The organism is Pseudooceanicola antarcticus, assembly GCF_900215355.1.
GTDB lineage: Bacteria > Pseudomonadota > Alphaproteobacteria > Rhodobacterales > Rhodobacteraceae > Pseudooceanicola > Pseudooceanicola antarcticus.
This window is the reverse complement of the sequence record NZ_OBEA01000003.1, coordinates 392,861-416,892: the sequence shown is the minus strand read 5'-3', so window position 1 is coordinate 416,892 and position 24,032 is coordinate 392,861. Positions and strand designations below refer to the sequence as shown.

General features: G+C 65.8%; 22 protein-coding genes. 19 read left to right on the top strand and 3 right to left on the bottom strand.

From position 1 onward, the window contains the following. Positions 1-41 precede the first annotated feature (41 nt). The 5 genes from topA to CRO50_RS09945 all read left to right on the top strand — a co-directional run bounded on the left by topA (position 42) and on the right by CRO50_RS09945 (position 6,191). Positions 42-2,699, top strand: a complete 2,658-nt coding sequence (topA, locus tag CRO50_RS09965) for a type I DNA topoisomerase (protein WP_097145745.1) — start codon at positions 42-44, stop codon at positions 2,697-2,699. Positions 2,700-2,911: 212 nt separating this feature from the next. Beyond that, the gene (locus CRO50_RS09960; RefSeq protein ID WP_416061074.1) at positions 2,912-3,523 is read left to right on the top strand and encodes a L,D-transpeptidase; all 612 of its coding nucleotides are present in this window, start codon (positions 2,912-2,914) and stop codon (positions 3,521-3,523) included. A 178-nt stretch (positions 3,524-3,701) separates the two neighbouring features. Next, entirely contained in the window at positions 3,702-4,400 is a 699-nt protein-coding gene (locus tag CRO50_RS09955; RefSeq protein ID WP_097145744.1) for a CoA transferase subunit A, read from the top strand. Between the two features lie 102 nt (positions 4,401-4,502). After that, positions 4,503-5,543 carry a PAS domain-containing protein gene (locus CRO50_RS09950; protein WP_097145743.1) on the top strand — a complete coding sequence of 347 codons (1,041 nt, stop codon included), beginning with the start codon at positions 4,503-4,505 and terminating at the stop codon, positions 5,541-5,543. A 24-nt stretch (positions 5,544-5,567) separates the two neighbouring features. Next, on the top strand, positions 5,568-6,191 hold the full coding sequence (locus CRO50_RS09945) for a CoA transferase subunit B (protein ID WP_097145742.1): 624 nt from the start codon (positions 5,568-5,570) through the stop codon (positions 6,189-6,191). 21 nt (positions 6,192-6,212) lie between these two features. On the opposite strand, the gene CRO50_RS09940 is transcribed toward CRO50_RS09945, so the two are convergent. Beyond that, a complete protein-coding gene (locus tag CRO50_RS09940; RefSeq protein WP_097145741.1) occupies positions 6,213-7,055 on the bottom strand; it encodes a lytic transglycosylase domain-containing protein in 843 nt (280 codons plus the stop codon). 417 nt (positions 7,056-7,472) lie between these two features. Here CRO50_RS09940 and CRO50_RS09935 point away from each other — a divergent pair, with 417 nt between their 5' ends. From CRO50_RS09935 to CRO50_RS09880, 12 genes are all read left to right on the top strand, one after another. Then, the gene (locus tag CRO50_RS09935) at positions 7,473-7,652 is read left to right on the top strand and encodes a Flp family type IVb pilin (RefSeq protein ID WP_097145740.1); all 180 of its coding nucleotides are present in this window, start codon (positions 7,473-7,475) and stop codon (positions 7,650-7,652) included. Positions 7,653-7,825: 173 nt separating this feature from the next. Beyond that, positions 7,826-8,020 carry a Flp family type IVb pilin gene (locus CRO50_RS09930; RefSeq protein ID WP_097145739.1) on the top strand — a complete coding sequence of 65 codons (195 nt, stop codon included), beginning with the start codon at positions 7,826-7,828 and terminating at the stop codon, positions 8,018-8,020. A gap of 135 nt (positions 8,021-8,155) precedes the next feature. Continuing rightward, positions 8,156-9,019, top strand: coding sequence for a Flp pilus assembly protein CpaB (gene cpaB / locus CRO50_RS09925; protein WP_097145738.1), 864 nt, complete (start codon positions 8,156-8,158; stop codon positions 9,017-9,019). A 225-nt stretch (positions 9,020-9,244) separates the two neighbouring features. After that, positions 9,245-10,672, top strand: coding sequence for a type II and III secretion system protein family protein (locus tag CRO50_RS09920; RefSeq protein WP_097145737.1), 1,428 nt, complete (start codon positions 9,245-9,247; stop codon positions 10,670-10,672). A gap of 7 nt (positions 10,673-10,679) precedes the next feature. After that, positions 10,680-11,336, top strand: coding sequence for an OmpA family protein (locus CRO50_RS09915; protein WP_097145736.1), 657 nt, complete (start codon positions 10,680-10,682; stop codon positions 11,334-11,336). A gap of 325 nt (positions 11,337-11,661) precedes the next feature. After that, positions 11,662-12,951: a CpaE/TadZ family protein gene (locus CRO50_RS09910; RefSeq protein WP_097145735.1), complete on the top strand. Its 1,290-nt coding sequence runs from the start codon at positions 11,662-11,664 to the stop codon at positions 12,949-12,951. A 31-nt stretch (positions 12,952-12,982) separates the two neighbouring features. Beyond that, positions 12,983-14,479, top strand: a complete 1,497-nt coding sequence (locus CRO50_RS09905; protein WP_097145734.1) for a TadA family conjugal transfer-associated ATPase — start codon at positions 12,983-12,985, stop codon at positions 14,477-14,479. 9 nt (positions 14,480-14,488) lie between these two features. Next, positions 14,489-15,457 carry a type II secretion system F family protein gene (locus CRO50_RS09900; protein ID WP_097145910.1) on the top strand — a complete coding sequence of 323 codons (969 nt, stop codon included), beginning with the start codon at positions 14,489-14,491 and terminating at the stop codon, positions 15,455-15,457. A 54-nt stretch (positions 15,458-15,511) separates the two neighbouring features. Next, positions 15,512-16,474 carry a type II secretion system F family protein gene (locus CRO50_RS09895; protein WP_097145733.1) on the top strand — a complete coding sequence of 321 codons (963 nt, stop codon included), beginning with the start codon at positions 15,512-15,514 and terminating at the stop codon, positions 16,472-16,474. A gap of 61 nt (positions 16,475-16,535) precedes the next feature. After that, positions 16,536-17,102: a tetratricopeptide repeat protein gene (locus tag CRO50_RS09890; RefSeq protein ID WP_097145909.1), complete on the top strand. Its 567-nt coding sequence runs from the start codon at positions 16,536-16,538 to the stop codon at positions 17,100-17,102. A gap of 26 nt (positions 17,103-17,128) precedes the next feature. After that, positions 17,129-18,022: a tetratricopeptide repeat protein gene (locus CRO50_RS09885; RefSeq protein WP_097145732.1), complete on the top strand. Its 894-nt coding sequence runs from the start codon at positions 17,129-17,131 to the stop codon at positions 18,020-18,022. 4 nt (positions 18,023-18,026) lie between these two features. Beyond that, positions 18,027-18,539 carry a prepilin peptidase gene (locus tag CRO50_RS09880; protein ID WP_097145731.1) on the top strand — a complete coding sequence of 171 codons (513 nt, stop codon included), beginning with the start codon at positions 18,027-18,029 and terminating at the stop codon, positions 18,537-18,539. Positions 18,540-18,546: 7 nt separating this feature from the next. Here CRO50_RS09880 and CRO50_RS09875 read toward each other — a convergent pair whose 3' ends face one another. Then, positions 18,547-20,136 carry a hypothetical protein gene (locus CRO50_RS09875; protein WP_097145730.1) on the bottom strand — a complete coding sequence of 530 codons (1,590 nt, stop codon included), beginning with the start codon at positions 20,134-20,136 and terminating at the stop codon, positions 18,547-18,549. 120 nt (positions 20,137-20,256) lie between these two features. Between CRO50_RS09875 and CRO50_RS09870 the strand changes: the two genes are divergently transcribed. Then, entirely contained in the window at positions 20,257-21,570 is a 1,314-nt protein-coding gene (locus CRO50_RS09870) for an ATPase (protein WP_097145729.1), read from the top strand. Between the two features lie 55 nt (positions 21,571-21,625). Further along, on the top strand, positions 21,626-22,375 hold the full coding sequence (map, locus tag CRO50_RS09865) for a type I methionyl aminopeptidase (RefSeq protein ID WP_097145728.1): 750 nt from the start codon (positions 21,626-21,628) through the stop codon (positions 22,373-22,375). Between the two features lie 59 nt (positions 22,376-22,434). Here the strand turns inward: map and CRO50_RS09860 are convergent, their stop codons facing one another. After that, on the bottom strand, positions 22,435-24,027 hold the full coding sequence (locus tag CRO50_RS09860) for an MDR family MFS transporter (RefSeq protein WP_097145727.1): 1,593 nt from the start codon (positions 24,025-24,027) through the stop codon (positions 22,435-22,437). Positions 24,028-24,032: the final 5 nt, after the last annotated feature.

Here is a 24,032-nt window from a genome sequence, read left to right as displayed (position 1 = left end):
GCCTGCTCTCAGAGTCGCGGCCCCCAGCGAAAGGAACCCGCATGCCCGTCGTCGTCGTCGAATCCCCGGCCAAGGCCAAGACAATCAACAAGTATCTGGGATCCGACTACACCGTTCTCGCCTCCTACGGCCACGTCCGGGACCTGCCGCCCAAGGATGGCTCCGTCGACCCCGAGCATGATTTCGAGATGCTCTGGGAGGTCGCAAGCGACAGCAAGAAACATGTGAAGGCCATCGCGGACGCGCTGAAAGACGACAATGCGCTCATTCTCGCCACCGACCCCGACCGCGAGGGAGAGGCGATTTCCTGGCACCTGGAAGAGGCGCTGCGCAAGCGCAAGGCGCTGAAGAAGGACACTCCGGTCAGCCGCGTGGTGTTCAACGCCATCACCAAGACCGCCGTCACCGAGGCGATGAAGGCCCCCCGCCAGGTCGACAATGACCTGGTGCATGCCTACCTCGCCCGCCGTGCGCTGGACTACCTGGTGGGCTTCAACCTGTCCCCGGTGCTCTGGCGCAAGCTGCCCGGCGCGAAGTCGGCGGGCCGCGTTCAATCGGTCTGCCTGCGCCTGATCGTCGAACGCGAGATGGAGATCGAGGCCTTCAAGCCGCGCGAATACTGGTCGGTGAAGGCGATCCTCACCACCCCGCGCGGGCAGGAGTTCGAGGCACGGCTGACCACCCTGGCCGGTGACAAGCTGGACAAGTACTCGATCGAGAACGCCACCCAGGCCGAGATGGCGGTGCAGGCGATCAACTCGCGCGATCTCAGCGTCGCCTCGGTCGAGGCCAAGCCCGCCTCGCGCAACCCCAGCCCGCCCTTCATGACCTCGACCCTGCAGCAGGAAGCAAGCCGCAAGTTCGGCATGGGCGCGCGGCAGACGATGAACGCAGCGCAGCGCCTCTACGAGGCCGGCCACATTACCTACATGCGAACCGACGGCATCGACATGGCCCCCGAGGCGGTGACCGCCTGCCGCGAGGCCATCGCCGACCGCTTCGGCAAGGAATACGTGCCGGGCAGCCCGCGGGTCTACAAGAACAAGGCCAAGAACGCCCAGGAAGCACACGAGTGCATCCGCCCCACCGACATGACAAGGGACGCGGCCTCGCTGGGTCTCACCGATGATCAGCGCAAGCTCTACGACCTGATCTGGAAGCGGACGCTCGCCTGCCAGATGGAAGGCGCCCGGATGGAGCGCACCACGGTCGAGATCGGCAGCCAGGACGGCCAGGTCGGCCTGCGCGCCACCGGCCAGGTGGTTCTGTTTGACGGCTTCCTCAGGATCTATGAAGAGGGCCGCGACGATGTCGTCGATGACGACGACAAGCGCCTGCCGCAGATCCACAAGGGCGAGGCCACGGCCAAGCAGTCGATCAACCCGGATCAGCACTTCACCCAGCCCCCGCCCCGCTACACCGAGGCGACGCTGGTCAAGCGCATGGAAGAGCTGGGCATCGGCCGCCCCTCGACCTATGCCTCCATCGTGACCACGATCCAGGATCGCGGCTACGTGCTGAAGGACAAGAACCGCCTCATCCCCGAGGACAAGGGCCGGCTGGTGATCGCCTTCCTGTCGAACTATTTCAAGAAGTACATGGAGTACGACTTCACCGCCGACCTGGAAGAAGAGCTTGATGATGTCTCTGCCGGAGAACGCGACTACAAGGACGTGCTGAGCCGCTTCTGGCGCGACTTCTCGGCCGCCATCGCCGAAACCTCCGAGCTGCGCATCACCGAGGTGCTTGAGAAGATCAACGAGGTGCTGGAGCCGCACCTCTTCCCGCCGACCCCCGATGGCACCGACCCGCGCCTCTGCCCCAATTGCGGTGCCGGGCGCCTGTCGATGCGCACCGCGCGGTCGGGCGGTGCCTTCATCGGCTGCTCGAACTACCCCGAGTGCCGCTACACCCGCCCCTTCGGCCCGCCCAACCCCGAGGCGGAGGCCAGCGCCATCCCGCCCGAGGGCAAGCTTCTGGGCGAGGACAATGGTGACAAGATCTATGTCATGAAGGGCCGCTTCGGCCCCTACTGCCAGCGTGGCGAGGTCACCGAGGACAACAAGAAGCCGCCGCGCCAGTCGGTTCCCAAGGACTGGGCGCCCGAGGACCTGACGCTGGAAGAGGCCGTGCGCCTGCTGGCCCTGCCGCGCCTCATTGGCCAGCACCCCGAGGACGGGGTGAATGTCTGGGCCAACATCGGCCGCTACGGCCCCTACATCAAGCACGCCGAGAGCACCTCGGACCGGGGCGGCACCAATGCCAACCTGGAAGGGCTGGACGAGGTCTGGACCGTGGGCATGAACCGCGCCGTGCAGCTGCTGGCCGAGAAGGTCGCCGCCCGGAAGGGCCGCAACACCGCGAAGGTGCTGAAGGAACTGGGCGAGCATCCCGATGTCGGCGGACCGGTGCAGCTGATGGAGGGCCGCTATGGCCCCTACGTGAAGTGGGACAAGATCAATGCCACGCTCGCCGATGCCGATGATCCCGAGGATCTGAGCATGGCCCGCGCGGTCGAGCTTATCGCCGAGCGTGCGGCCAAGTCCGGCAAGAAGATCGCGCCGAAGAAGGCCGCCGCCAAGAAGCCCGCGGCAAAGAAGACCACCGCCAAGAAACCGGCGGCGAAGAAGGCGCCCGCGAAGAAGACCGCGGCAAAGAAGGCTCCTGCCAAGACGGCGGCGACCAAGACCGAGGAATAGATCGGCGCGCAAGACAGCATCAAGGGGCACCCGTTTCGGGTGCCCTTTTGCTTTGCACCACCCTTTTCCGAGCAGCCCCTTCCGCCCCCTTCCGTTTCCTCGGGGCGTGCCCCTCGGGTGACGCTCGCGCAGGGCGCAAGAGATCGTGATTGGCGCTTCCGGCCTCCAGACCCGAAACCGCAGGGCGAGGATCAAAAGCCAGGAGACCGCCCTTGTCCGATACCATCTTCTCCAAAGCCGCCTTCAGCCGTCGCCGCTTCCTTGCCGCCGGAGGCGCAGCAAGCCTGCTGCCCGCCTCCGCCCTGGCCCAGGGCACCGCAGAGGCCCCGCCGCCGCTGATCCCCGCCCCCGTGCAGGCGCCGGTCCGGCACAACCTCTCGAGCTTCTCCAGCCAGGACTGGCAAGACCACTTCGAGACCTTGGGCCGGGTGACGATCCTCTGTGACACCACCTCGCGCGCGCTGCACTACTGGAACGAGGATGGCAGCGACTACCGGATCTACCCGACCTCGGTGCCCGCCTCCGAAGAGCTGACAAAGCGCGGCTATACAGAGGTGGTGCGCAAGCGGGTCGGACCGGACTGGACCCCCACGGCTTCGATGAAGGAGCGCAACCCAGAACTGCGCTACATGCCGCCCGGCCCCGACAACCCGCTGGGCACCCACGCCATGTACCTTGGCTGGCCCGCCTATCTGATCCACGGCACCCATGACACCCGCAAGATCGGCCGGCGCAGCTCGGACGGCTGCATCGGGCTCTACAATCCCTCCATCGAAGAGCTCTTTGCCATCACCCCCGTCGGCGCACAGGTGCGGATCATCTGATCCGGGCCTGCCCGCGACCCGTCCCGAGGCGGCCGCGCCGCGGGCCTCTGCGCCGCAGAATGGGCTTGCCGCAGCGCGGCAGAGACAGGTATCGTAGAAACCCTACCCCGGACCCTATAGTTTGACAGGCGTCCGACGCGACGTCATGACAGGGGCGAAAATTCTGAGGAGGACTTCTATGAAGAAGGTATACGGCTCTGCCGCGGAAGCGCTCGACGGGCTGCTCTTTGACGGCATGCAGATCGCCGCGGGCGGCTTCGGGCTCTGCGGCATCCCCGAGCTTCTGCTGCAGGCGATCAAGGAAGCCGGAACGAAGGACCTGACCTTTGCGTCGAACAACGCGGGCGTGGACGACTTCGGCATCGGTATCCTGCTGCAGACCCGCCAGGTGAAGAAGATGATCTCCTCTTACGTCGGCGAGAACGCCGAGTTCATGCGGCAGTACCTCTCGGGCGAGCTGGAGCTGGAGTTCAACCCCCAGGGCACCCTGGCCGAGCGCATGCGCGCCGGTGGCGCGGGCATTCCGGGCTTCTACACCAAGACCGGCGTCGGCACCCAGATCGCCGAGGGCAAGGAGCACAAGGACTTCCGCGGCGAGACCTACATCATGGAAGAAGGCATCTTCGCCGACCTGTCGATCGTCAAGGCCTGGAAGGCCGACACGACCGGCAATGCGATCTTCCGCAAGACCGCCCGCAACTTCAACCCGCCCGCCGCCATGTGCGGCAAGGTCTGCGTGATGGAGGTCGAGGAGATCGTCGAACCCGGCGAGCTGGATCCCGACCACATCCACCTGCCCGGCATCTACGTGCACCGCCTGATCCAGGGCGAGCATGAGAAGCGTATCGAGAAAGTCACGACGCGCCCCGCCGCCTGAGCGGCGAGCCCCCCGGGTTGCAGAAGCAGCCATGGACACCACATAGGGACCGGGCGCGGCAAAAGTCGCGCCGGCCCACGAGAGAGACGACATAGACGCTACATGACGATGGATGCCGAAAACCGGGTTGAGATCCAGCCCCTGACCCACATGGAAGCCTTCGAGACGCTTGCCGGATCGAGGATCTCCATGGTGCTGACCGATCCCGCCCTGCCCGACAACCCCATCGTTTACGTGAACCGCGCGTTTGAACGGGTGACGGGGTACAACGCCCAGATGGCCATCGGGCGCAACTGCCGCTTCCTGCAGGGAGAGGGCACGGACCCCGACGACGTGAAGCGTCTGCGCGAAGCGATCGAGACCCAGACCGAGTGTACCGTCGACCTGGTGAACTACCGCGCCGATGGCGAGCCCTTCACCAACCGGCTGATGATGGCCCCGATCTTTTTCGAGGACGGCTCCCTGCGCTATTTCCTGGGCATCCAGAAGCCCTTGGCCGAGGTCGAGGACGTGCTGTCGCCCAATGCCGTGCGCCACGCCATGCGCGAGGTGCAGCACCGGGTGAAGAACCACCTGTCGATGATCATCTCGCTGACCCGGATGTACGGGCGTGGGGCCGGCGCGGCGCAGGACCAGTTCCAGCAGCTGTCGCGCCGCATCGAGAGCCTTCAGGTGCTCTACCAGGAGCTGTCGAACCCAGAACGGCGGCGCAACATGGATACCGTCTCGCTGGGGGCCTACTTCTCGCGCCTGGCGGCGGCGACCCAGTCGCTGGATGGCCGGCCCGGCCTGACGGTGAACGTGGACGTCGAAGACGCCGAGGCCGAATCCGAGGCCGCGATCCACATGGGCATGATCGTCTCCGAGATCCTGACCAACGCGCTGCAGCACGCCTTCATCGGGCGGGAGACCGGGCGCGTGGACCTACGAGTGCAGACCCTGCCGGGGCAGAGCCTTCGGGTAACCGTTGCCGATGACGGGGTCGGCATGCCCGAGGGCGTGACCTGGCCCGTGTCCAGCTCGGTCGGCAGTTCGGTCATCGCCGGGCTGATCCGCCAGCTGAACGGGACGCTGGATGTAAAGACAGGTGCCACCGGCACCGTGGTGACGCTGGACCTGTCCGGCGTGACCCTGACCGCATAGACAGGTTCATAGAGGAGGACAGCAATGCCCTGGGATCGTAACCAGATGGCCGCCCGCGCGGCGGAGGAACTTGAAGACGGCATGTACGTGAACCTTGGCATCGGGATTCCGACGCTGGTGGCCAACTACGTGGGCGACAAGGACATCACCCTGCAATCCGAGAACGGCATGCTGGGCATGGGTCCCTTCCCCTATGAGGGCGAAGAGGACCCCGACCTGATCAACGCCGGCAAGCAGACCATCACCGAGCTGCCCCGCACCTCTTATTTCGACAGCGCCACCAGCTTCGGCATGATCCGGGGCGGCAAGATCGCCGCGGCGATCCTGGGTGCCATGGAAGTGGACGAGAAGGGCGACTTGGCGAACTGGATGATCCCCGGCAAGCTGGTCAAGGGCATGGGCGGTGCCATGGACCTGGTGGCCGGCGTCGGCCGCGTCATCGTGGTCATGGACCATGCCAACAAGCACGGCGAGTCCAAGGTGCTGAAGGAATGCACCCTGCCGCTGACCGGCGCCGGCGTCGTCGACATGATCATCACCAACCTCGGGGTGCTGGAAGTCGTCGAAGGCGGGTTGAAGATCCTCGAACTGGCCGATGGCGTCACCGAGGACGAGATGCGCGCCGCCACCGAGGCGACCATCGTCTGAGGTCCCTCGCTGCCTGCCCGCTCAGGGCAGTCTGAAAACGCAGCCGTCCGAGATCAGCTCGGGCGGCGTCACGCAGAGGCCGCGCGCCACGGCGAAGGCGGCCAGCACCTTGGGCACGTAGTCCCGTGTCTCGGCAAACTCGGGCACGCCGTCATGCAGCGCCAGCTGCGTCTCGCCCGCATTGTATCCCGCCAGCGCCAGGATCGGATCACCCTCGAAGCGGGTCAGCAGCACATCCAGGAAGGCCGTGCCGCCGGCGATGCTTTGCCCCGCGTCGAAGGGATCGCTGACCCCGTAGCGCGCCGCCGTATCCGGCATCAGCTGCATCAGCCCCTGCGCCCCCGCCCCGCTGACCGCAGAAGCATCACCCGAGGATTCCACCGCGATCACCGCCAGGATCAGCGCCGGAGAGACCTGCGTCCCGACCGAGTTGATCAGCATCTGGGCCCCGTGGGCACGGGCGATCTCCATCAGCGACGACAGGCGCGGTGCCGGCACCCCCTGCCCCGCAGGCGGCGCGGAGAGCGCGTTGAGCGCGGGCTCCAGCCGTCCCGGCCCCGAGGCCGCGCGCTCGGGCGAGATCGCCTCCCAAAACCAGCCGTAGCGCCCCGGCGCCTCTCCCGAGGCAGGCGCGGCCGCGGCGGGCTTCGGGGTCTCGGGGGCGCCGATCTGCGGCAGGCGGCTGGTACCGGGGGCCTGCGGAGCGATCTGCACGTCGATGCGCTTCCTGCTGCCCGGCTCGGGCGGGCGGACGGTCTTGAAGGTGAATTCGGGGAAGGGCGGCGGATCATCGCTCAGCGCGGCTGCGGGCAACAGGGCGAGCCAGGCCGCCAGAACCACGGCCCCGCCCGCGAAAGACCCCATGCGCGGCCTCGAACCCCCGTGGGAACGGCTTTTCCGCCTGACGTCGTATCCTGTCATCTGCGAGTCACCGGAATCTGCCCTCTCTGCCCCGGTTCATTGCTGCCCGATATTGCGGAATCTGGCCCGGATCGACCGGATTCCTCGCCCTTTCAAAGCGCATTCGACCCCGCCCCAAGACAAAATTCTGCTGTGGATCAATTCTTTTATCTCTTGCAAATCAATACCTTGAACCCGCCTACATGGCAAACATGAACAAACTCTTTTTTCGCTGCAAACGTGCCCAAATCCTGCCCGAATCCAAGGGGTATAAATAACCCGTGCCGCAGAGATGGTGACCCAAGAGAGAGCAACGGGTTACGCCAAACATCAAAGCGAACCACGTTAAAACCTTTTGTGATCCTTTGGAGGGACAAGCCCATGATCAACTTCATCAAGAACTTCCGCAAGAACGAATCCGGCGCCGTGACCGTTGACTGGGTCGTGCTGACCGCAGCCATCGTTGCCCTGGGCGGCGCAGCCTACACCGCCATCTCGAACGGCGCGGCCGACCTGACCTCGTCCACCGCCGAATTCATGAGCGACGCAGACCCGAACTAAGTTCGCGTCTCCGCGCAATAATCCGCGCGTGATCGAATTACCCAGAAGGGCCGCGTTCTCTCTACAGGGCGCGGCTCTTTTCGATAGGGGCCCTGGGAATTCTCCATAGGCCCCGGCTTCCCCGCGAAACGTCATCGGGCCCCGATATGGGCGAAGGACAGGAGGCGACCATCATGCTGAAGAATTTCAAGGACCGTATCCAGCGCGGTTTCATTCGTCGCGAAGACGGCGCCGTTACCGTCGACTGGGTTGTCCTTGTCGCCATGGTGATCGCGCTCTGTGTGGCGGTATTCACGGCCATGTCGAACAACGCATTGTCCCTGGGGGACAACGCCGCGAAGTTCATGAGCGAGAAGACCTTCGACTGAGGGGATTCCCGCAGACCAGACAGCCCCTGGCTGCGCCGGCATTCCGGCAGGTGACCAGGGCAGAAACTCTCCAGCTTCCCCACCCAGGCACATCCGCCCAGGCAAGGGAGGCCGGAACAGGTAAGAGGGTAAGACATGCGTGTCATGTTCGGATTGGTTCTTATTGTAGGCCTCGCCCTGGCGGGGAGCGCTGCATACCTGTTCAACCAGAATCAGGCAGAGTGGCAACGCCGCGTGCAGGCCGCCGAGACCAAGAGCGCGCCCGACGTCGAGACCGTGCCGGTCTATGTGGCCAAGCGCGCGCTGGCCTATGGCGAGCCGCTCACACCCGAGGACGTGCGCCAGGTCTCCTGGCCCCGCAGCGCCAAGCCCGAGGGTGTCTACACAAAGGAAGACTCGCTCTTCCCCAATGGCAATGCCGCGCCGCGCTACATCCAGCGCGCCATGGAAAAGGGTGAGGCCATCCTCGCCGTGAAGGTCACCGAGCCCGGCATCGAGGCCGGCCTGACTTCGCGCATCGACCGAGGCATGCGCGCCTTCGCCATCTCGGTGGACGTGGCCACCGGCGTTTCGGGCTTCCTGCGCCCCGGCGACCGCGTCGACGTTTACTGGACCGGCCGCGTCGACGGTATCCTGGGCGACTTCACCAAGCTCATCGAAACCGGCGTCGAGCTGATCGCCATCGACCAGAGCGCCAACACCGATGTCACCGGCACCACCATCGCCCGCACCGTCACCGTGGCGGTCAACCCGCAGCAGGTGGCCACCCTGGCCCAGGCCCAGTCCTCTGGCAGGCTCTCGCTGTCCCTCGTGGGTCATGGCGACGACACCGTTGCCGAGGCGATCGAAGTCGACCAGCGCAGCCTGCTGGGCATCCCCGTGGCCGAGCCCAACCCCGAGCCGGTGCAGCGCGCACCCGAGCCGCAGAACCGGGTCTGCACGATCCGCAACCGTCGTGGCTCCGAGGTGGTCGAGATCCCGATCCCGTGCACCGACTGATCCCAGGTCTCTCGCGTCCAGCGACCAGGGCGGCCCCTCGGGGTCGCCCTTTCTCGTTGGTGTCGTGGGCGCCGGATTGCCCCGGCCGACCTGTTGCCCCCGTCCAACATGCAACTCGGCCCGGAAATCATTGATTCTTGCATGAAAAGCCGAATTGGCGCAGGATGCGCGAAACACCGGGCACGAGACCCGCGCCAAGAGCAGTGATCCGAGAGGCAGATCACAATGACAATTGAACGGTTCCTGAAGGCCGCCCTCCTGGGGGTCACGGCGCTGGCATTCCAGCCGCCGCTTCCAGCCATGGCCAATACCCTGCGCGTGGTGAACGAAACCGCCGAGTCGCAGCTGAATGTCTCGATGAACCGCGCGGTGGTGGTCGAAAGCGACGTGCCCTTCGCCGAGCTCTCCATCGCCAACCCGGCAATCGCCGATATCTCCTCGCTCTCGGATCGTTCGATCTACGTGCTGGGCAAGAGCCCCGGCACCACAACGCTGACCCTGCTGGATGCGGCCGGGCAGCTGATCACCAATGTCGACGTGATCGTCTCGGCCGATGTGACCGAGTTCAAGGCGCGGCTGAAGCAGATCCTGCCCGGCGAGGCCATCGAAGTGCGCACCGCCAATGACGGCATCGTGCTTTCGGGCGTCGTTTCTTCGGCGCAGAAGCTGCAGCGCGCCCTCGACCTGGCAGAGCGCTATGCGCCCGAGCGCGTGTCGAACCTGATGTCCGTGGGCGGCACCCAGCAGGTCATGCTGAAGGTGCGCTTCGCCGAGATGCAGCGCTCGGTCACCAAGTCTCTGTCAGCCTCCCTGGGCCTGTCGGGCTCTGCCTTCGGCGGCGGCCTGGGTGTCGAGGGCGGCAGCACCCGCGGCGCCAACTCGGGCGGCCAGACCACCATGCTGGGCGGCACACTGCCCGCCTCCAACCGCAACACCGGCGCGCTTCTGCTGGGCTTCGACGTGGGCTCGGTCGAAGTGGGTATGTTGCTGGAAGCCCTTGAATCGAAAGGCGTCGTACGCACGCTGGCCGAACCCAACCTGACCGCCCTCTCGGGTCAGGAGGCCAAGTTCCTGGCGGGTGGAGAATACCCGGTGCCGGTGGCGCAGGACGGCTCTTCGGTGACCGTGGAATACAAGCCCTTCGGTGTCGAGCTGGACTTCGTGCCCCGCGTCGTCGACCAGGGCGTCATCAACCTGGAGCTTTCGGCCGCCGTCTCGGCCATCGACAGCACCAACGGTTTCGAGATGGACAGCTTCCGCATCGACGCCTTCTCGCGGCGCGAGGCCTCGACCACGGTCGAGCTGCGCGACGGAGAGAGCTTCGCCATCGCGGGCCTGCTGCAGGACGATTTCACCGACAGCTCCAGCCAGCTGCCCTGGCTGGGTGACGTGCCGGTGCTGGGCGCGCTCTTCCGCAGCGCCGAATACCAGCGCTCGCAGTCCGAGCTGGTGATCATCATCACCGCGCATCTTGTCTCTCCCACCCGAGGCGAGGCCCTGGCCCTGCCGACCGACCGCGTGCGGCCGCCCTCCGAGAAGGACCTGTTCCTTTTCGGCAATGTTGCCCGCGAGCAGGGCAGCCGGCTGTCCGGTGGCGCTGGCGAAGTGGCGCGGCAGGACTTCAGCGGCTCCTATGGCTATGTGATGGAATGAGCTGCCGATGCTGATCAGAAAGCTTCCTGCCCTGCTGGCTCTCGGCGCCCTGACCGCCTGCACCACCGATGGCTATTCCACCTTCACCCGCGAGGCGGGCGCGCTGGTAGACCGGGGCGATTTCGGCAATGCGACGATGAACAACCAGCTCGTCCAGTCGGGCCGGAAGTCCTATGTCGAGAACCTGAACCAGCGGTTCACCCAGGACGTGCCCACCACCATCAACTTCGCCTTCAACTCGTGGCAGCTGGACACGCAGGCCAGGGCCGTGCTGACCCGCCAGGCCACCTGGATCAAGCAATTCCCCGAGGTCCGCTTCCGCGTCTATGGCCACACTGACCTGGTGGGCAGCAATGCCTACAACAAGCGTCTCGGCCTGCGCCGGGCGCAGGTGGCGGTGAACTTCCTCGTGGCGCAGGGCATCGGCCGCGACCGGCTGGAGGCCGTGGCCTCCTTCGGCGAAACCCAGCCGCTGGTCTACAGCCAAGGTCCCGAACGCGAGAACCGCCGCACCGTGACCGAGGTCACCGGCTTCGTGAAGCGGCATCCCAACGTCATGGATGGCAAATACGCCGCCATCGTATATCGTGGATACGTGGAAAGCGCGGTCGTGCCCTCAACCCTGACGGGCGGCTCACTGACCTCGGGCGGCGGCAGCGAATAAGGTCCCGTCCAACCCCCTCGGCAGAGGCCTTCGGGCACCGATTTGCCGGCACTGGGGCGCGATTGAGACGGGATGTAGCCGGATTTGAAACATTCCGTGCAGATTTGATGAGAATCCCTTATTTTACTGCTTTCTGGCGTGGTCGCCTCTGGCGACGAATCCGCAACAATTCGGTTTTTTGGCCGTATTGTCGCCTAAGTTGACCCGCAGGTTGGACCTCAGATCACTGCGGGGGACATGAGTCGTCCCGGGGCTGCCAGGGACAAACGTCCGTCACAAGGCGGACAGGCCACCGGGCCGCAGTGGAGTGAGAGGTAGTGACGCCATGACGGCATCTGCGACATTACAGGCTGAACCCAGCCCGATCGTGGCATGCACGATCCGGAGAGAACCCGACGGGTTCGAGCTCCTGATCGAGGATATGGAAACCACGATGGGGGACAAATGGGGCGATCTCGGCTTTGCCGAGGCGCTGATGTTCTTCAACCAGCCCGAAGCGGAAACGCTTGAATTCATCGCCATGGCGGTCGACGCCGAGGACGAGGGAAACCTTTCGCTGTTGAGCGAGGTGATCACCCAGGCACGCGCCCAGGGGATCAAGGTGATCCTCATCGCCGAGGACGTCAGCCCCGCCGCGCTGCACCAGCTGCTGCGCAAGGGCGCCGATGAGTTCGTCCCCTACCCCCTGCCCGAGAACGAGCTGGCCGCCGCCATCAGCCGCATCCAGCAACCTGATCCCGAGCCCGAATATGACCCCGACCGCCACGTGGTGCCCCGCACCGGCGGCGGCAAGGGCGACCGCAACGGCGCCGTGCTGGTCTGCCACGGCCTGGCCGGCGGCACCGGCGCCACCACGCTGGCGGTGAACCTCGCCTACGAGCTGGCCCAGGGCGCACCGAAGCCCGCCCGCCGCGCCAAGCGCAAGGCAGAGCCCGCGCCGCCGCCCAAGGTCTGCCTGCTGGATCTCGACCTGCAATATGGCTCCATCGCCACCTATCTCGACCTTCCCCGCCGCGAAGCGGTCTACGAGCTGCTTTCGGATACCGAGGCGATGGATGCGGATGTCTTCAAGCAGGCGCTCATCGGCTTCGAGGACAATATCTCGGTCCTGACCGCCCCCAGCGAGATGCTGCCGCTCGACCTGGTCAGCCAGGGTGACATCCAGCGCATCATCGAGATGGCGCGCTCGCATTTCGACTTCGTCGTCGTCGACATGCCGAAGACCATCGTCCAATGGACGGAAACGGTGCTGAACGAGGCCCAGGTCTATTTCGCGCTGATCGAGATGGACATGCGCTCGGCCCAGAACATCCAGCGCCTGAAGCGGGCGCTGCAGGCCGAAGAGCTGCCGGTGGAGAAGCTGCGCTACGTGATGAACCGGGCGCCGAAGTTCACCGAGCTCACCGCCCGGCAGCGCGTGAAGCGCCTGGCCGAGACGCTGGACATCGCCATCGAATTGCATTTCCCCGACGGTGGCCGCCAGGTCACCCAGGGCGCCGACCACGGCGTGCCGCTTGGCTCGGCCGCCCCGAAGAACCCGCTCCGCAAGGAGGTCCAGAAACTGGCGCATTCGCTGCTGGAGCTGGATTACGCAGTCGAGGCCGCAGAGGCCTGACCCCCAAGGGCCTGACATTCAAGGATCGCCGATGTTTTCGCGCTACAAGAAAGACAACGCCTCTACCCCCGTCTCGCCGGCCTCCAAGGGCCCGGCCCCGACGAAGGCGCCTGCAGCTGCGCAACCGGCCCCTGCTCCGACCCCTGCCGCGCCGCCGCCCATGGCGCCCAGGACCGATGCGCCGCGCGTCATGCGCAAGCCGCAGCCGGCCGGCGCCACCCCGGCCCAGGTGGGCGCCGCCGACCGCAACCGCAAGCGCAAGGAGCGCCTGAGCGAGATCAAGCTCGAGCTGCACCGCGCCCTGCTGGACAACCTGAACCTTTCCGCCCTCGAGACCGCGCAGGAAAACGACCTGCGCATGGAGATCAACGCGATCGCCGCCGAGGTGCTGCAGGAAAAGGGCATCGTGCTGAACCGCGAAGAGCGGATGCAGCTCTCCCAGGAGCTCTACGACGAGGTGAAGGGCCTCGGCCCGCTCGAAAGCCTGCTGAAGGACGACAGCGTCTCGGACATCCTGGTCAACGGCCCGCACCAGATCTTCGTGGAACGCGAGGGCAAGCTGCAGCTCTCGGACGTGACCTTCAAGGACGAGAAGCACCTCTTCCGCATCATCGACAAGATCGTCTCGGCCGTCGGCCGCCGAGTCGATGAAAGCAACCCCTATGTCGACGCCCGCCTCAAGGATGGCTCGCGTTTCAACGCCATGGTGCCGCCGATCGCGGTGGATGGCTCGCTGGTCTCGATCCGTAAGTTCAAGAAGGACAAGCTGGGTATCGACGACCTGGTGAAGTTCGGCGCCTTCTCGGAAGAGATGGCCGCGTACCTGCAGGCCGCCGTGGCCTGCCGCCTGAACGTCATCGTCTCGGGCGGCACGGGTTCGGGCAAGACCACCACGCTGAACGCGCTCAGCTCCTTCATCGACAATTCCGAACGCATCCTGACCATCGAGGACACGGCGGAACTCCAGCTGCAGCAGTCCCACGTGGGCCGGATGGAAAGCCGTCCGCCCAACGTCGAGGGCAAGGGCGCGGTGACCCCGCGCGACTGCCTGAAGAACGCCCTGCGGATGCGTCCCGACCGTATCATCGTCGGCGAGACCCGCGGCGAGGAAGTCATCGACATGCTGCAGGCCATGAACACCGGCCACGACGGCTCGATGACCACGATCCACGCCAACTCGGCCCGTGACGGTATCTCGCGCCTCGAGAACATGATCGCCATGGCCGGCATCGACATGCCGCTGAAGGCCATGCGCGCGCAGATCGCCTCGGCCGTGCACCTGATCGTCCAGGCCTCGCGCCTGCAGGACGGCTCGCGCCGGATGACCTCGATCACCGAGGTGACCGGGATGGAGGGCGACGTGATCTCGATGCAGGAGATCTTCCGCTATCAGCGCACCGGCCTGACCCCCGAGAACAAGATCCTCGGCCATTTCACCGCCACCGGCGTGCGCAGCCACTTCTCTGAACGCTTCAAGATGTGGGGCTACGACCTGCCGCCGCAGATCTTCGAGCCCGCGCGGGAGTGACCTGACATGATGTCCATCGCCACCGATCCCCTCATCTACCTGCTGATCTTCGCCGGTGTCTTCGGCCTGATTGAAGGCCTCTACCTGACCTTCTTCGGCAAGTCGATCAGCCTCAACAGCAAGGTGAACCGCCGGCTCGAGATGCTCGAGAAAGGCTCGAACCGCGAGGAAGTGCTGGAAAAGCTCCGCAAGGAGATGGAACTGCACATGGCCTCGCGGGAGATCCCGCTCTACTCGATGCTGGCCGAGAAGGCGCAGAAGGCGGCCATCGCCTTTTCGCCGCCCCAGCTCATGGGGATCATGGCGGGCCTTTCCTTGGTGGCCTTCATCGGCCTGACGATCATGACCGAAACCAGCCTGGCCGTTCGGGCGGCGATCTCGGTCGTGATGGGCGTCGGCGCGGTCTACATGTGGGTCAACAACAAGGCCAACAAGCGCATCAGCATGATCGAAGAGCAACTGCCCGATGCGGTCGAGCTCATGGTGCGCTCGCTGCGCGTCGGCCACCCCTTCAGCTCTGCCCTGGGCATCGTCGCCAAGGAGGTCCAGGATCCGCTTGCCACCGAGTTCGGCATCGTCGCGGACGAGGCCGCCTATGGCCGCGACATGGGCGAGGCGCTGAAGGACATGGCCGAACGTATCGGCCTGCAGGATCTGCGCTTCCTCGCCGTCGCCGTGACCATCCAGCAGCAATCGGGCGGCAACCTGGCCGAGGTCCTCGCGGGCCTGGCCCAGGTGATCCGCGCCCGCTTCAAGCTCTTCCGCCGCGTGAAGGCGATCACCGCCGAGGCGCAGTGGTCGGGCAAGTTCCTGTCCGCCTTCCCGCTGCTGGCCCTGATCGGCATCCTGATGACCGACCCCCATTACTACGATGCGGTGATGGACCACCCCTATTTCATCCCCTGCTGCATCGCGGTGGCGCTGTTCCTGGTGGTCAACGTCATCGTCATGCGCCGCATGGTGAATATCCAGGTCTGACAAGGACCACCCCCAGCCCGCGCCCTACGGCGCCCGTAGAGACGAGAGAACCCCATGCAGGATCTGCTGCAAATCATCACCGACAAACTCGGACCCGCCGGTCCGCTCTACGTCGTGGGCGGGCTCGGTCTCTTCCTGATCCTGCTCAGCGTGCCCTTCTTCCTGAAGAAGGAAGACGACCCGCTGGACAAGCTGAAGGCCAGCAACACGCGCGGCAAGGACAACACCAAGTCGCGCGAGGCCCTGCGTTCGAAACAGGCCAACGAACGCCTCGAGCGCTACTCGACCTTCCTCGAGCCGCAGAACGAAGAGGAATACTCGGCCATCAAGCTGAAGCTCCTGCAGGCGGGCTACCGCAGCAAGGATGCGGTGCGCTATTTCTACTTCGCCCAGTTCGCCCTGGGCCTGCTGGGTCTGCTGGGCGGCACGATCTACTTCGTGCTCTTCGTCGCCCAGACCGATCCCGACACCCAGAAGACGCTGATGTATATCCTTGGTCCCGGCGCGGCGGGCTACTACCTGCCGAAATACTGGGTCACCAAGCGCGTTGAAGAGCGCAAGCAGCAGATCGAGGAAGGCTTCCCCGATGCGCTCGACATGCTGCTGGTCTGCGTCGAGGCCGGTCAGTCGCTGGACCAGTCGATCATCCGCGTCGCCAGGGAGCTGCGCGCCTCCTACGAGCATCTGGCCGATGAATTCGAGATGGTTAGCTACGAGATCAAGGCCGGCAAGGACAAGGCCGCGGTCTTCTCGGACATGGCAGAGCGCTGCGGGGTGATGGATATCTCCTCCTTCGTGACGGTGCTGATCCAGTCGGCCACCTTCGGCACGTCGATCGCCGAGGCGCTTCGGGTCTACGCCGCCGAGATGCGCGACAAGCGCGTGATGCGCGCCGAGGAGAAGGCCAACAAGCTGCCCACCAAGATGACCCTGGCCACCATGGGTCTCTGCGTGCCGCCGCTCTTGATCATCCTTGTCGGACCCTCCATCGTGAACATCCAGGCGCTCGGGCAGTAAACCTGCCGGCAGGCGCCCGCACCGGGTCGCGACAGGCCCCGCGATGCAGAACCGAGGGCCCATGTCACGACGCTTCCTTCTCCGGCTGATCCTGCTTGCCCCGCTCTGCCTTGCGGCCTGCATGGAGCCTTCGCGGGACCCGACCTCCCCCTATGCGCCAGGTCTCGATCCGCGCGGCGAGGCGGTGGACCCGATGCTGGTCGGAGACCGCCTGCTGGCCGCGGGCGAATACGAGCTGGCCATCGACGCCTATACCCGCGCCGCGCTCGACCTGGGCCTGACCCCGAAGGTCTATGCGGGCATCGGCACCGCCAACCTGCAACTTGGCCGCCTGGGCCAGGCCGAAGAGCAGTTGCGCCGGGCCTCGGAGGCCCCCGACACTCCCCCCGAGGTATGGAACAACCTCGGGCTGGTGCTGGTCGCCAAGGGCCAGGTCGAGGAAGGCGCCGCCACCCTGCGCCGCGCCTATGCGCTGGATAATGGCGCTTCGGACGCGATCCGGTCGAATTTGCGCTTGGCACTCGCCATGTTGGGCGAAAGACCGTATGATGAAGGCCAAGAGCAAGAGTTCCAGGTCGTGCGCAGCGGGCACAGCGTCTACAAGATCCGCACCGCGAACCCTGGCTGAGGACGAGCAGTGCAAAGGACGCCATGATGCGCCACCCTTCCCATGCCCACCCGTCCCGCGTGCAGCCCAAGCCTGGCCTGCGTCGCGGACTTGGCCTTTCCCTTTGCGCCCTGATGGGTCTTTCGGCCTGCGCCGACCAGACCGACAAGGAAGTCGAACGCGCCTTCCAGAACGTCAACGTCATCGAGGAAAGCAACCTCTCGGACATCATGCTGACCGTGGGCGACCCGGAAGAGGCCGTGGCCTACTTTACCCGCGCCTCGCGTGAGAACCCCGAGAAGCTGGACCTCAAGCGCGGCCTCGCGGCCTCTCTCATCCGGGCCAAGCGCCCCGCTGACGCCCTGCCCATCTGGCGCGAGGTGGCCGAGAACCCCGCCGCCACCAGCGAGGACCGCGTGGATTACGCCGATGCGCTGATCCGGTCCGGCGACTGGAGCACCGCCGACGAGGTGCTGGATGCGATCCCGCCCACTTTCGAGACCTACAAGCGCTACCGCCTGGAAGCCATGGTGGCCGACAGCAACCGCGAGTGGCAGAAGGCCGACAGCTTCTACGAGATCGCCGCCGGGCTGACCACCAAGCCCTCTGGCGTGCTGAACAACTGGGGCTATTCCAAGCTGACGCGCGGCGATTTCGCCGAGGCCGAGGCGCTCTTTGCCGAGGCGATCCAGAAGGACCCCTCGCTCTTCACCGCCAAGAACAACATGATCCTGGCGCGCGGCGCGCAGCGGAAATACTCGCTGCCGGTGATGCAGATGACCCAGGTCGAGCGGGCCCAGCTGATGCACACGCTGGCGCTGGCGGCGATCAAACAGGGCGACGTGCAGACCGGCAAGTCACTGCTGCGTGAGGCCATCGACACCCACCCGCAGCACTTTGAAGAGGCGGTGCGTTCGCTCCGCGCCCTCGAGAGCGCCTGACCCCATGGCCCTGGTCCTGTTGCCGGAATTCGTGCTGCCGGCGCGCACGGCGATGATCTTCGCCCCCTTCGTGCTGCCGCTCTGCGCCCATGTTGCCTGGACCGATCTCTCGGCCATGCGGATCTCGAACAAGGCCGTGCTGGCGCTGGCGGTCGTCTTCCTGCTGCTCGGGCCCTTTCTCTATCCGCTCGACATCTACGGCTGGCGGGTCCTGACACTGGCCTTCGTGTTGGTGGCGGGCGTCGTGGCCAATGCGGCGGGGCTCATGGGGGCGGGGGATGCCAAGTTCATCGCCGCCGCCAGCCCCTTCCTGGAGCCCGCCGACCTGCGCGGTCTGCTGATCCTGTTCTGCGCCGTGCTGCTGGCCGCCTTCGCCACCCACCGACTGGCCCGCGCCACGCCGCTGCGCCACCTCGTGCCCCAGTGGCAGAGCTGGACCCAGGAGAACAAGTTCCCCATGGGCTTCCCGCTCGGCGCGACGCTGGCCGCCTACCTGCTGCTGGCGATCTTCGTCTGAGCCCGGCTCAGCGCTTGATCTCGTAGAGCCGGTAGAGCTCGTTTTCCTCGACCAGGTTCAGCGTCTCGGGGTCGACCTGCCCCAGCACGATCGTGCGGACCTTGGTGTTGGTCACGCAATGAGGCACCAGCAGGTGCTGTGCGTTCTCGTAGCCGGGCAGGCCCGAATAGTACCAGGGCGTGCCGCCGGGCAGCGGCGCCCAGCCCAGGAACATCCAGTGCGGAGAGAAACTGTCGGCAACGAAGGGCATCCGCCCGGCCAGCGCCTCGCTCTGCGCCATCCGGGCCGACATGACCTGGAAATAGGGCAGCAGCCCGGTCTCCAGCGCGCAATCCGGCAGCGGCTTGCCGTCGAATTCTTCCAGCAGGGTGAGGTTCTGGGTGGTGACGCTCTGCGTGGGACTGCCCTCCCAGGCGCGGGCTACCGAGGTCCCGGCCATGCGGCGCGACAGCACTTGGAAATCGGGATGGCCCGGCAGGACCTGCTCGTAGGGGGCCTCGGGCTGCAGGGCATGGCGGATCGGGCTGTAGCCCAGGTTCAGCATCACCGGGCCGATGAGCACCAGCATCGCCGCGCCGAGGCTGCGCAGGATGCGCTCCCGGTCGGGATCGGCTTCGGGACCGGGCAGGCCCAGCAGGGTGATGCCCAGCATGGCAAGCCAGAGCGGATCGTTGCCGTAGTTCTGATAGGCGATATAGGCAAAGCCCGGCAGGAAGATCAGCAGGGTCAGACCGCTGGTGCCGCGGCCGGGGATTGCCCGCAGCAGGAAGACCGCGGCCAGTCCCGCGAGGGTGCCCAGCGTATAGGCGGGCGACAGCAGGATGCGCGCGAAGCTGGGACCGGGATGAGAGCGCACCTCGCTCTCCATGACACCAAACAAGTCCTCGACATAGGCGACCCAGTAGCCCGGCCCGTGCACCAGGGTGATCCCCGCCAGCACCGCCAGCGCCAGGATCAGCGCGCGCAGCAGCACCCGCGCCCGGCCGCTCAGCAGCAGGCCCAGGATGCAGGCCGGGGCCAGGGCCACCGCATAGGTGAGCTTGATCATCACCAGCATCGCCATGGGCAGGCCCAGCACCGCCGCATCGGCCCAATCCCCGGCGCGTCCCTGCACCGGCGGGAAAAGCACCACCGGCACCGTCAGGAAGGCCAGCGCCCAGGCCCAGCGGTTGTAGTGCATGGACAGCGACAGGAAGATCTCGGTGGTGCCGTAGACCAGCGCCAGGGGCAGGCTCAGCACCACCAGCGCCACCGCCACGGAAGGCCAGAAGGTGAAGCGGCTCCAGCAGATCCAGGCCAGCGCGGGGGCGATCAGCAGGGCCACGGCCCATTGCGACCAGAGCATCGCCTGCCCCAGTCCCATGCCTGCCCGCACGAGGTAGGAGATCGGAGAGAAGCTCCATTCCCCGATCGGGGTGGAGAAATCCAGATGCGCCACCTGCCCCTCGACCTCGAGCATGGTCAGGCTGGCCAGATGGATCATGTCGGCCTCGTGGTAGCCGAAGTAGACGCCGCCCCTGAGCCCGATGAGAAGCGCCTGCACCCCGAGGTAACCGATCAGCAGTGCAAGAAACCTGCCCGTATCCGTCCTGTTCATCCTACCCTCATTGTTTTCGCCGCACTCTAGGCGGGCAAAAAGGCCTTTGCACCGCTTTTCTGACTGACGGGAAAGGGAAAACCGAATACGCTTACGCATGAGACGCATGAGGAGGGACGAATGAACATGCAGCCTCAGAGCGGCGTTCTGGCACCCCCGGCTCCGCGCACCCTGGAAGAGATGCGCCTGCCGCTGGTGATGATGCGCGACATCCTCATCAAGACCATCTTCCGCAAGAATACCGACAGGGTCAGCGACATGGCGAAGGCCGTCTGCCTGCCCGTGGCCGTGACCCAGGAGCTGGTCGATCTATGCCGCGATCAGCTGCTGCTGGAAGCCACCGGCAGCATGTCGGCCTCCTCTGCCGGTGAGATGGGCTACCAGCTGACCGACAACGGCCGCGCGCGGGCGCTGGATGCGCTGGCGCAATCGGAATATTTCGGCGCCATGCCCGTCCCTCTCGAGGTCTACCGCCAGCAGGTAGAGCGGCAATCGGTGCGCGACATCCAGATGAGCCGGGCGCGCCTGGAAGGTGCCATGGCGCATCTGATCCTGCCCGCAGAGCTGATCGGCAACCTCGGCCCGGCGATCTCGTCGGGACGCTCCATCCTGATGTACGGCCCGCCGGGCAACGGCAAGTCCTCGATCTCGAACGGCATCCGCGACGCGCTCGGAGACCGGATCTACGTGCCCCGCGCGGTGGAATACTCGGGCCAGGTGATCACGGTCTACGATCCCATCATCCATACGCTCGCCGAAGAGCAGGAGGACGACCCGAGCCAGCTGCGCCGCGCCGCCAACCGCTACGACACGCGCTACCTGCGCTGCGAGCGGCCCACGGTGATCACCGGCGGCGAGCTTACGCTGGACATGCTGAACCTGCAGTACAACCCGGTCGCGCGCACCTATCAGGCCCCGCTGCAGATGAAGGCCACCGGCGGGGTCTTCATCGTCGACGACCTTGGCCGCCAGGCCGAACCGCCACAGGCGCTGATCAACCGCTGGATCGTGCCGCTTGAGGAAGACAAGGACATCCTGACCCTGCAATCGGGCGAGAAGTTCGAGGTCCCCTTCGACACGCTGGTGATCTTCTCGACCAACTTCCACCCGAACGAGATCTTCGACCAGGCCGCCCTGCGGAGGATCTTCTTCAAGATCAAGATCGAGGGCCCGACGCAGGAGAACTTCCTGAAGGTCTTCGCCTTGGTGGCGCGCAAGAAACAAATGCCGCTCTCGGAGGCCGCCCTGCGACACCTGCTGAAGCACAAGTATCCGGCCATCGGCAATGTCTTCGCCAACTACCAGCCGGTCTTCCTGATCGACCAGATGATCGCGATCTGCCAGTTCGAGGGCATCCCCAACCAGATGAGCCCCGAGCTCATCGACCGCGCCTGGGCCAACATGTTCGTCCGGGACGAGGATATCATCCGCTAGTGTCCCGTGCCGCCTTCCGCTAGCTTGCCGGGCAGAACCACGAAGGACACCCGAGATGACGATCACCCAGGAAGAAGAGCTGGCCGCCCTGCGCGAGATCGGCCGGATCTGCGCCAATGTGCTTCAGGCCATGGGAAAGGCGCTGGAGCCCGGTATGACCACCCTGGAACTCGATCGCCTGGGCGCCGCGATGCTCGAGCGCGCGGGCGCGGTCTCGGCACCGCAGTCGACCTATGACTTTCCCGGCGCCACCTGCATCAGCGTCAACGAGGAGATCGCCCATGGCATCCCCGGTACGCGGGTGATCCGCGAGGGAGACCTGGTCAATATCGACGTCTCGGCCTCGAAGGACGGGGCCTTTGCCGATACCGGCGCCACCTTCCGGGTGGGCCCAGTGAAGCCTCAGCTGGAAAGGCTCTGCAAGGATGGCCGCCGGGCCATGCAGATCGGCATCAACCAGGTAGCCGCCGGCAAGCCCCTGGCGGGCATCGGCAATGCCATCGGCCGCTTCGCCGAGGCGCGCGGCTATACGCTGATCCGCAATCTCGCCAGCCATGGCGTCGGTGCCTCGCTGCACGAATACCCCGAAGAGATCGCCACCTGGCCCACCCGCAATGACCGCCGCCGGATCGAGAAGGGTCTGGTCTTCACCATCGAGCCCTTCCTGTCCACCGGCGGGATCTGGGCCGATCAGGGCGATGACGGCTGGACGCTCTATGCCGACCCGCCGGCGCCCGTGGTGCAATATGAACATACCGTGGTGGCGACCGAGAAGGGCGCCATCGTGCTGACCCTGCCCGGCTGACGACAAGACGCGCCGCTCCGAGGGGCGACGCGCCTGTAATCCGAACCTCGAAGAAAGGCCTACTCGGCCGGGGCCACCTGGGTGCCCGCCTCCTTGCGCCCTGCCGCCGCGCGCGGCGCGGCCGGGCCGTCGTCCAGCGGTTTCTCATGCAGGCAGAGCGAGGCCACGAAGGCCAGCACCGCAGCACCCGCGCCGACCACGAAGAGCGGTTGCAGCGCATGGGTGAAGGCCTGCACCACCTGCGCATGCAGGCCCGGCTCGAGCGAGGCGATGAGCGAGGTGGTGATCTCGGAGGCGTTCCCGACCTGCGGCAGCAGCGGCTGCACCTCGGTCGCCAGCCCGTGATTGAAGATCGCCCCGAAGATCGAGGTGCCGACAGAGCCGCCGGTGAGGCGGAACATGTTGGCAGAGGCGGTTCCCACGCCCAGGTGCTCTCGCGGGACCGAGGTCTGGATGGCGACGATGCCAACGGACATGGTCGGCCCGATGCCCACGCCGACGAAGAAGAGGTTCAGCGTGATCTGCCACAGCGGCGTCTCGGGGCCCACGGTCGAGAGCATCAGCAGCGCCAGCATCAGCACCAGGGTCGAGATATTGGGCAGGAACTTGTAGCGCCCGGTGTAGGTCATCACCCGCCCGGCGGTGAAGGACAGGCCGATGAGACCGGCCATGATGGCGATCATGTAGACACCGCTCTCGGCCGGGGCCACGCCCTTCACCACCTGCAGGAACATCGGGATGAAGGAGATGGTGCCGAACATCGCCATGCCGATCAGCAGGTTGACCCCATTGGCGGCGACGAAGTTGCGGATGCGAAAGAGAGGCAGCGGCAGCACAGGCTCGGCCGCGCGGGCCTCGGCCCGGATGAACCCGGCCAACGCCAGCACCACCGTGGCCAGCAGCACCAGCATCGGCGCAGAGTCCCAGGCCAGGGTCGAGCCGCCAAGGGTGGCGACCAGCACCGTTGAGGACAGAAGCACCATCAGCAGCACCGCGCCCAGGTAATCCATCTTGTGCTTCACCTGGTCGTCGCGGCTTTTCAACGTGCGGGTCAGCACGGCAAAGGCCAGGACGCCGAAGGGGATGTTGACGTAGAAGATCCAGTGCCAGCCCACGGTCTGCACCAGGAAACCGCCCGCAAGCGGGCCCAGCACGGTCGAGACGCCGAAGACGCCCGAGAGCATGCCCTGCGCCTTCGCCCGTTCCCGCGGGGGCAGCAGATCGGCCACCACGGCCATCGAGACCACGATCAGCGAGCCGCCCCCGAAGCCCTGGATCACCCGACCCACGACCAGCATCGGCATGTTGAGGGCCGCGCCGGCGATCCAGCCGCCCACCAGGAAGATGCCGATGGCACATTGCAGCACGATTTTGCGGCCGTACATGTCGCCCAGCTTGCCGGCGATCGGCGCGCCGATGGTCGAGGCCAGGAGATAGGCGGTGACAACCCAGGTGATGTAGCTCAACCCGCCAAGATCGCTGACAATCTCGGGAAGGGCGGTGGCCACGATGCTCTGCCCGGTCGAGGCCAGGAAAAGCGTCAGCGCCACGGCGATCATCACGACGCGGCGCAGGGCGGGATCAGGCAGGGCAGCCTCTTCCGGGGCTGCTGAATTCGGCGCCGGCGGGGCGCTTTCGGATGGGGTACTCATGAATG

What these genes read in the sequence shown, in the direction of transcription:
- topA (WP_097145745.1), top strand. Translation starts at nt 42, where the DNA reads ATGCCCGTCGTCGTCGTCGAATCCCCGGCCAAGGCCAAGACAATCAAC.
- CRO50_RS09955 (WP_097145744.1), top strand. Translation starts at nt 3,702, where the DNA reads ATGAAGAAGGTATACGGCTCTGCCGCGGAAGCGCTCGACGGGCTGCTC.
- CRO50_RS09950 (WP_097145743.1), top strand. Translation starts at nt 4,503, where the DNA reads ATGACGATGGATGCCGAAAACCGGGTTGAGATCCAGCCCCTGACCCAC.
- CRO50_RS09945 (WP_097145742.1), top strand. Translation starts at nt 5,568, where the DNA reads ATGCCCTGGGATCGTAACCAGATGGCCGCCCGCGCGGCGGAGGAACTT.
- CRO50_RS09940 (WP_097145741.1), bottom strand. Translation starts at nt 7,055, where the DNA reads ATGGGGTCTTTCGCGGGCGGGGCCGTGGTTCTGGCGGCCTGGCTCGCC.
- CRO50_RS09935 (WP_097145740.1), top strand. Translation starts at nt 7,473, where the DNA reads ATGATCAACTTCATCAAGAACTTCCGCAAGAACGAATCCGGCGCCGTG.
- CRO50_RS09930 (WP_097145739.1), top strand. Translation starts at nt 7,826, where the DNA reads ATGCTGAAGAATTTCAAGGACCGTATCCAGCGCGGTTTCATTCGTCGC.
- cpaB (WP_097145738.1), top strand. Translation starts at nt 8,156, where the DNA reads ATGCGTGTCATGTTCGGATTGGTTCTTATTGTAGGCCTCGCCCTGGCG.
- CRO50_RS09920 (WP_097145737.1), top strand. Translation starts at nt 9,245, where the DNA reads ATGACAATTGAACGGTTCCTGAAGGCCGCCCTCCTGGGGGTCACGGCG.
- CRO50_RS09915 (WP_097145736.1), top strand. Translation starts at nt 10,680, where the DNA reads ATGCTGATCAGAAAGCTTCCTGCCCTGCTGGCTCTCGGCGCCCTGACC.
- CRO50_RS09910 (WP_097145735.1), top strand. Translation starts at nt 11,662, where the DNA reads ATGACGGCATCTGCGACATTACAGGCTGAACCCAGCCCGATCGTGGCA.
- CRO50_RS09905 (WP_097145734.1), top strand. Translation starts at nt 12,983, where the DNA reads ATGTTTTCGCGCTACAAGAAAGACAACGCCTCTACCCCCGTCTCGCCG.
- CRO50_RS09900 (WP_097145910.1), top strand. Translation starts at nt 14,489, where the DNA reads ATGTCCATCGCCACCGATCCCCTCATCTACCTGCTGATCTTCGCCGGT.
- CRO50_RS09895 (WP_097145733.1), top strand. Translation starts at nt 15,512, where the DNA reads ATGCAGGATCTGCTGCAAATCATCACCGACAAACTCGGACCCGCCGGT.
- CRO50_RS09890 (WP_097145909.1), top strand. Translation starts at nt 16,536, where the DNA reads ATGTCACGACGCTTCCTTCTCCGGCTGATCCTGCTTGCCCCGCTCTGC.
- CRO50_RS09885 (WP_097145732.1), top strand. Translation starts at nt 17,129, where the DNA reads ATGCGCCACCCTTCCCATGCCCACCCGTCCCGCGTGCAGCCCAAGCCT.
- CRO50_RS09880 (WP_097145731.1), top strand. Translation starts at nt 18,027, where the DNA reads ATGGCCCTGGTCCTGTTGCCGGAATTCGTGCTGCCGGCGCGCACGGCG.
- CRO50_RS09875 (WP_097145730.1), bottom strand. Translation starts at nt 20,136, where the DNA reads ATGAACAGGACGGATACGGGCAGGTTTCTTGCACTGCTGATCGGTTAC.
- CRO50_RS09870 (WP_097145729.1), top strand. Translation starts at nt 20,257, where the DNA reads ATGAACATGCAGCCTCAGAGCGGCGTTCTGGCACCCCCGGCTCCGCGC.
- map (WP_097145728.1), top strand. Translation starts at nt 21,626, where the DNA reads ATGACGATCACCCAGGAAGAAGAGCTGGCCGCCCTGCGCGAGATCGGC.
- CRO50_RS09860 (WP_097145727.1), bottom strand. Translation starts at nt 24,027, where the DNA reads ATGAGTACCCCATCCGAAAGCGCCCCGCCGGCGCCGAATTCAGCAGCC.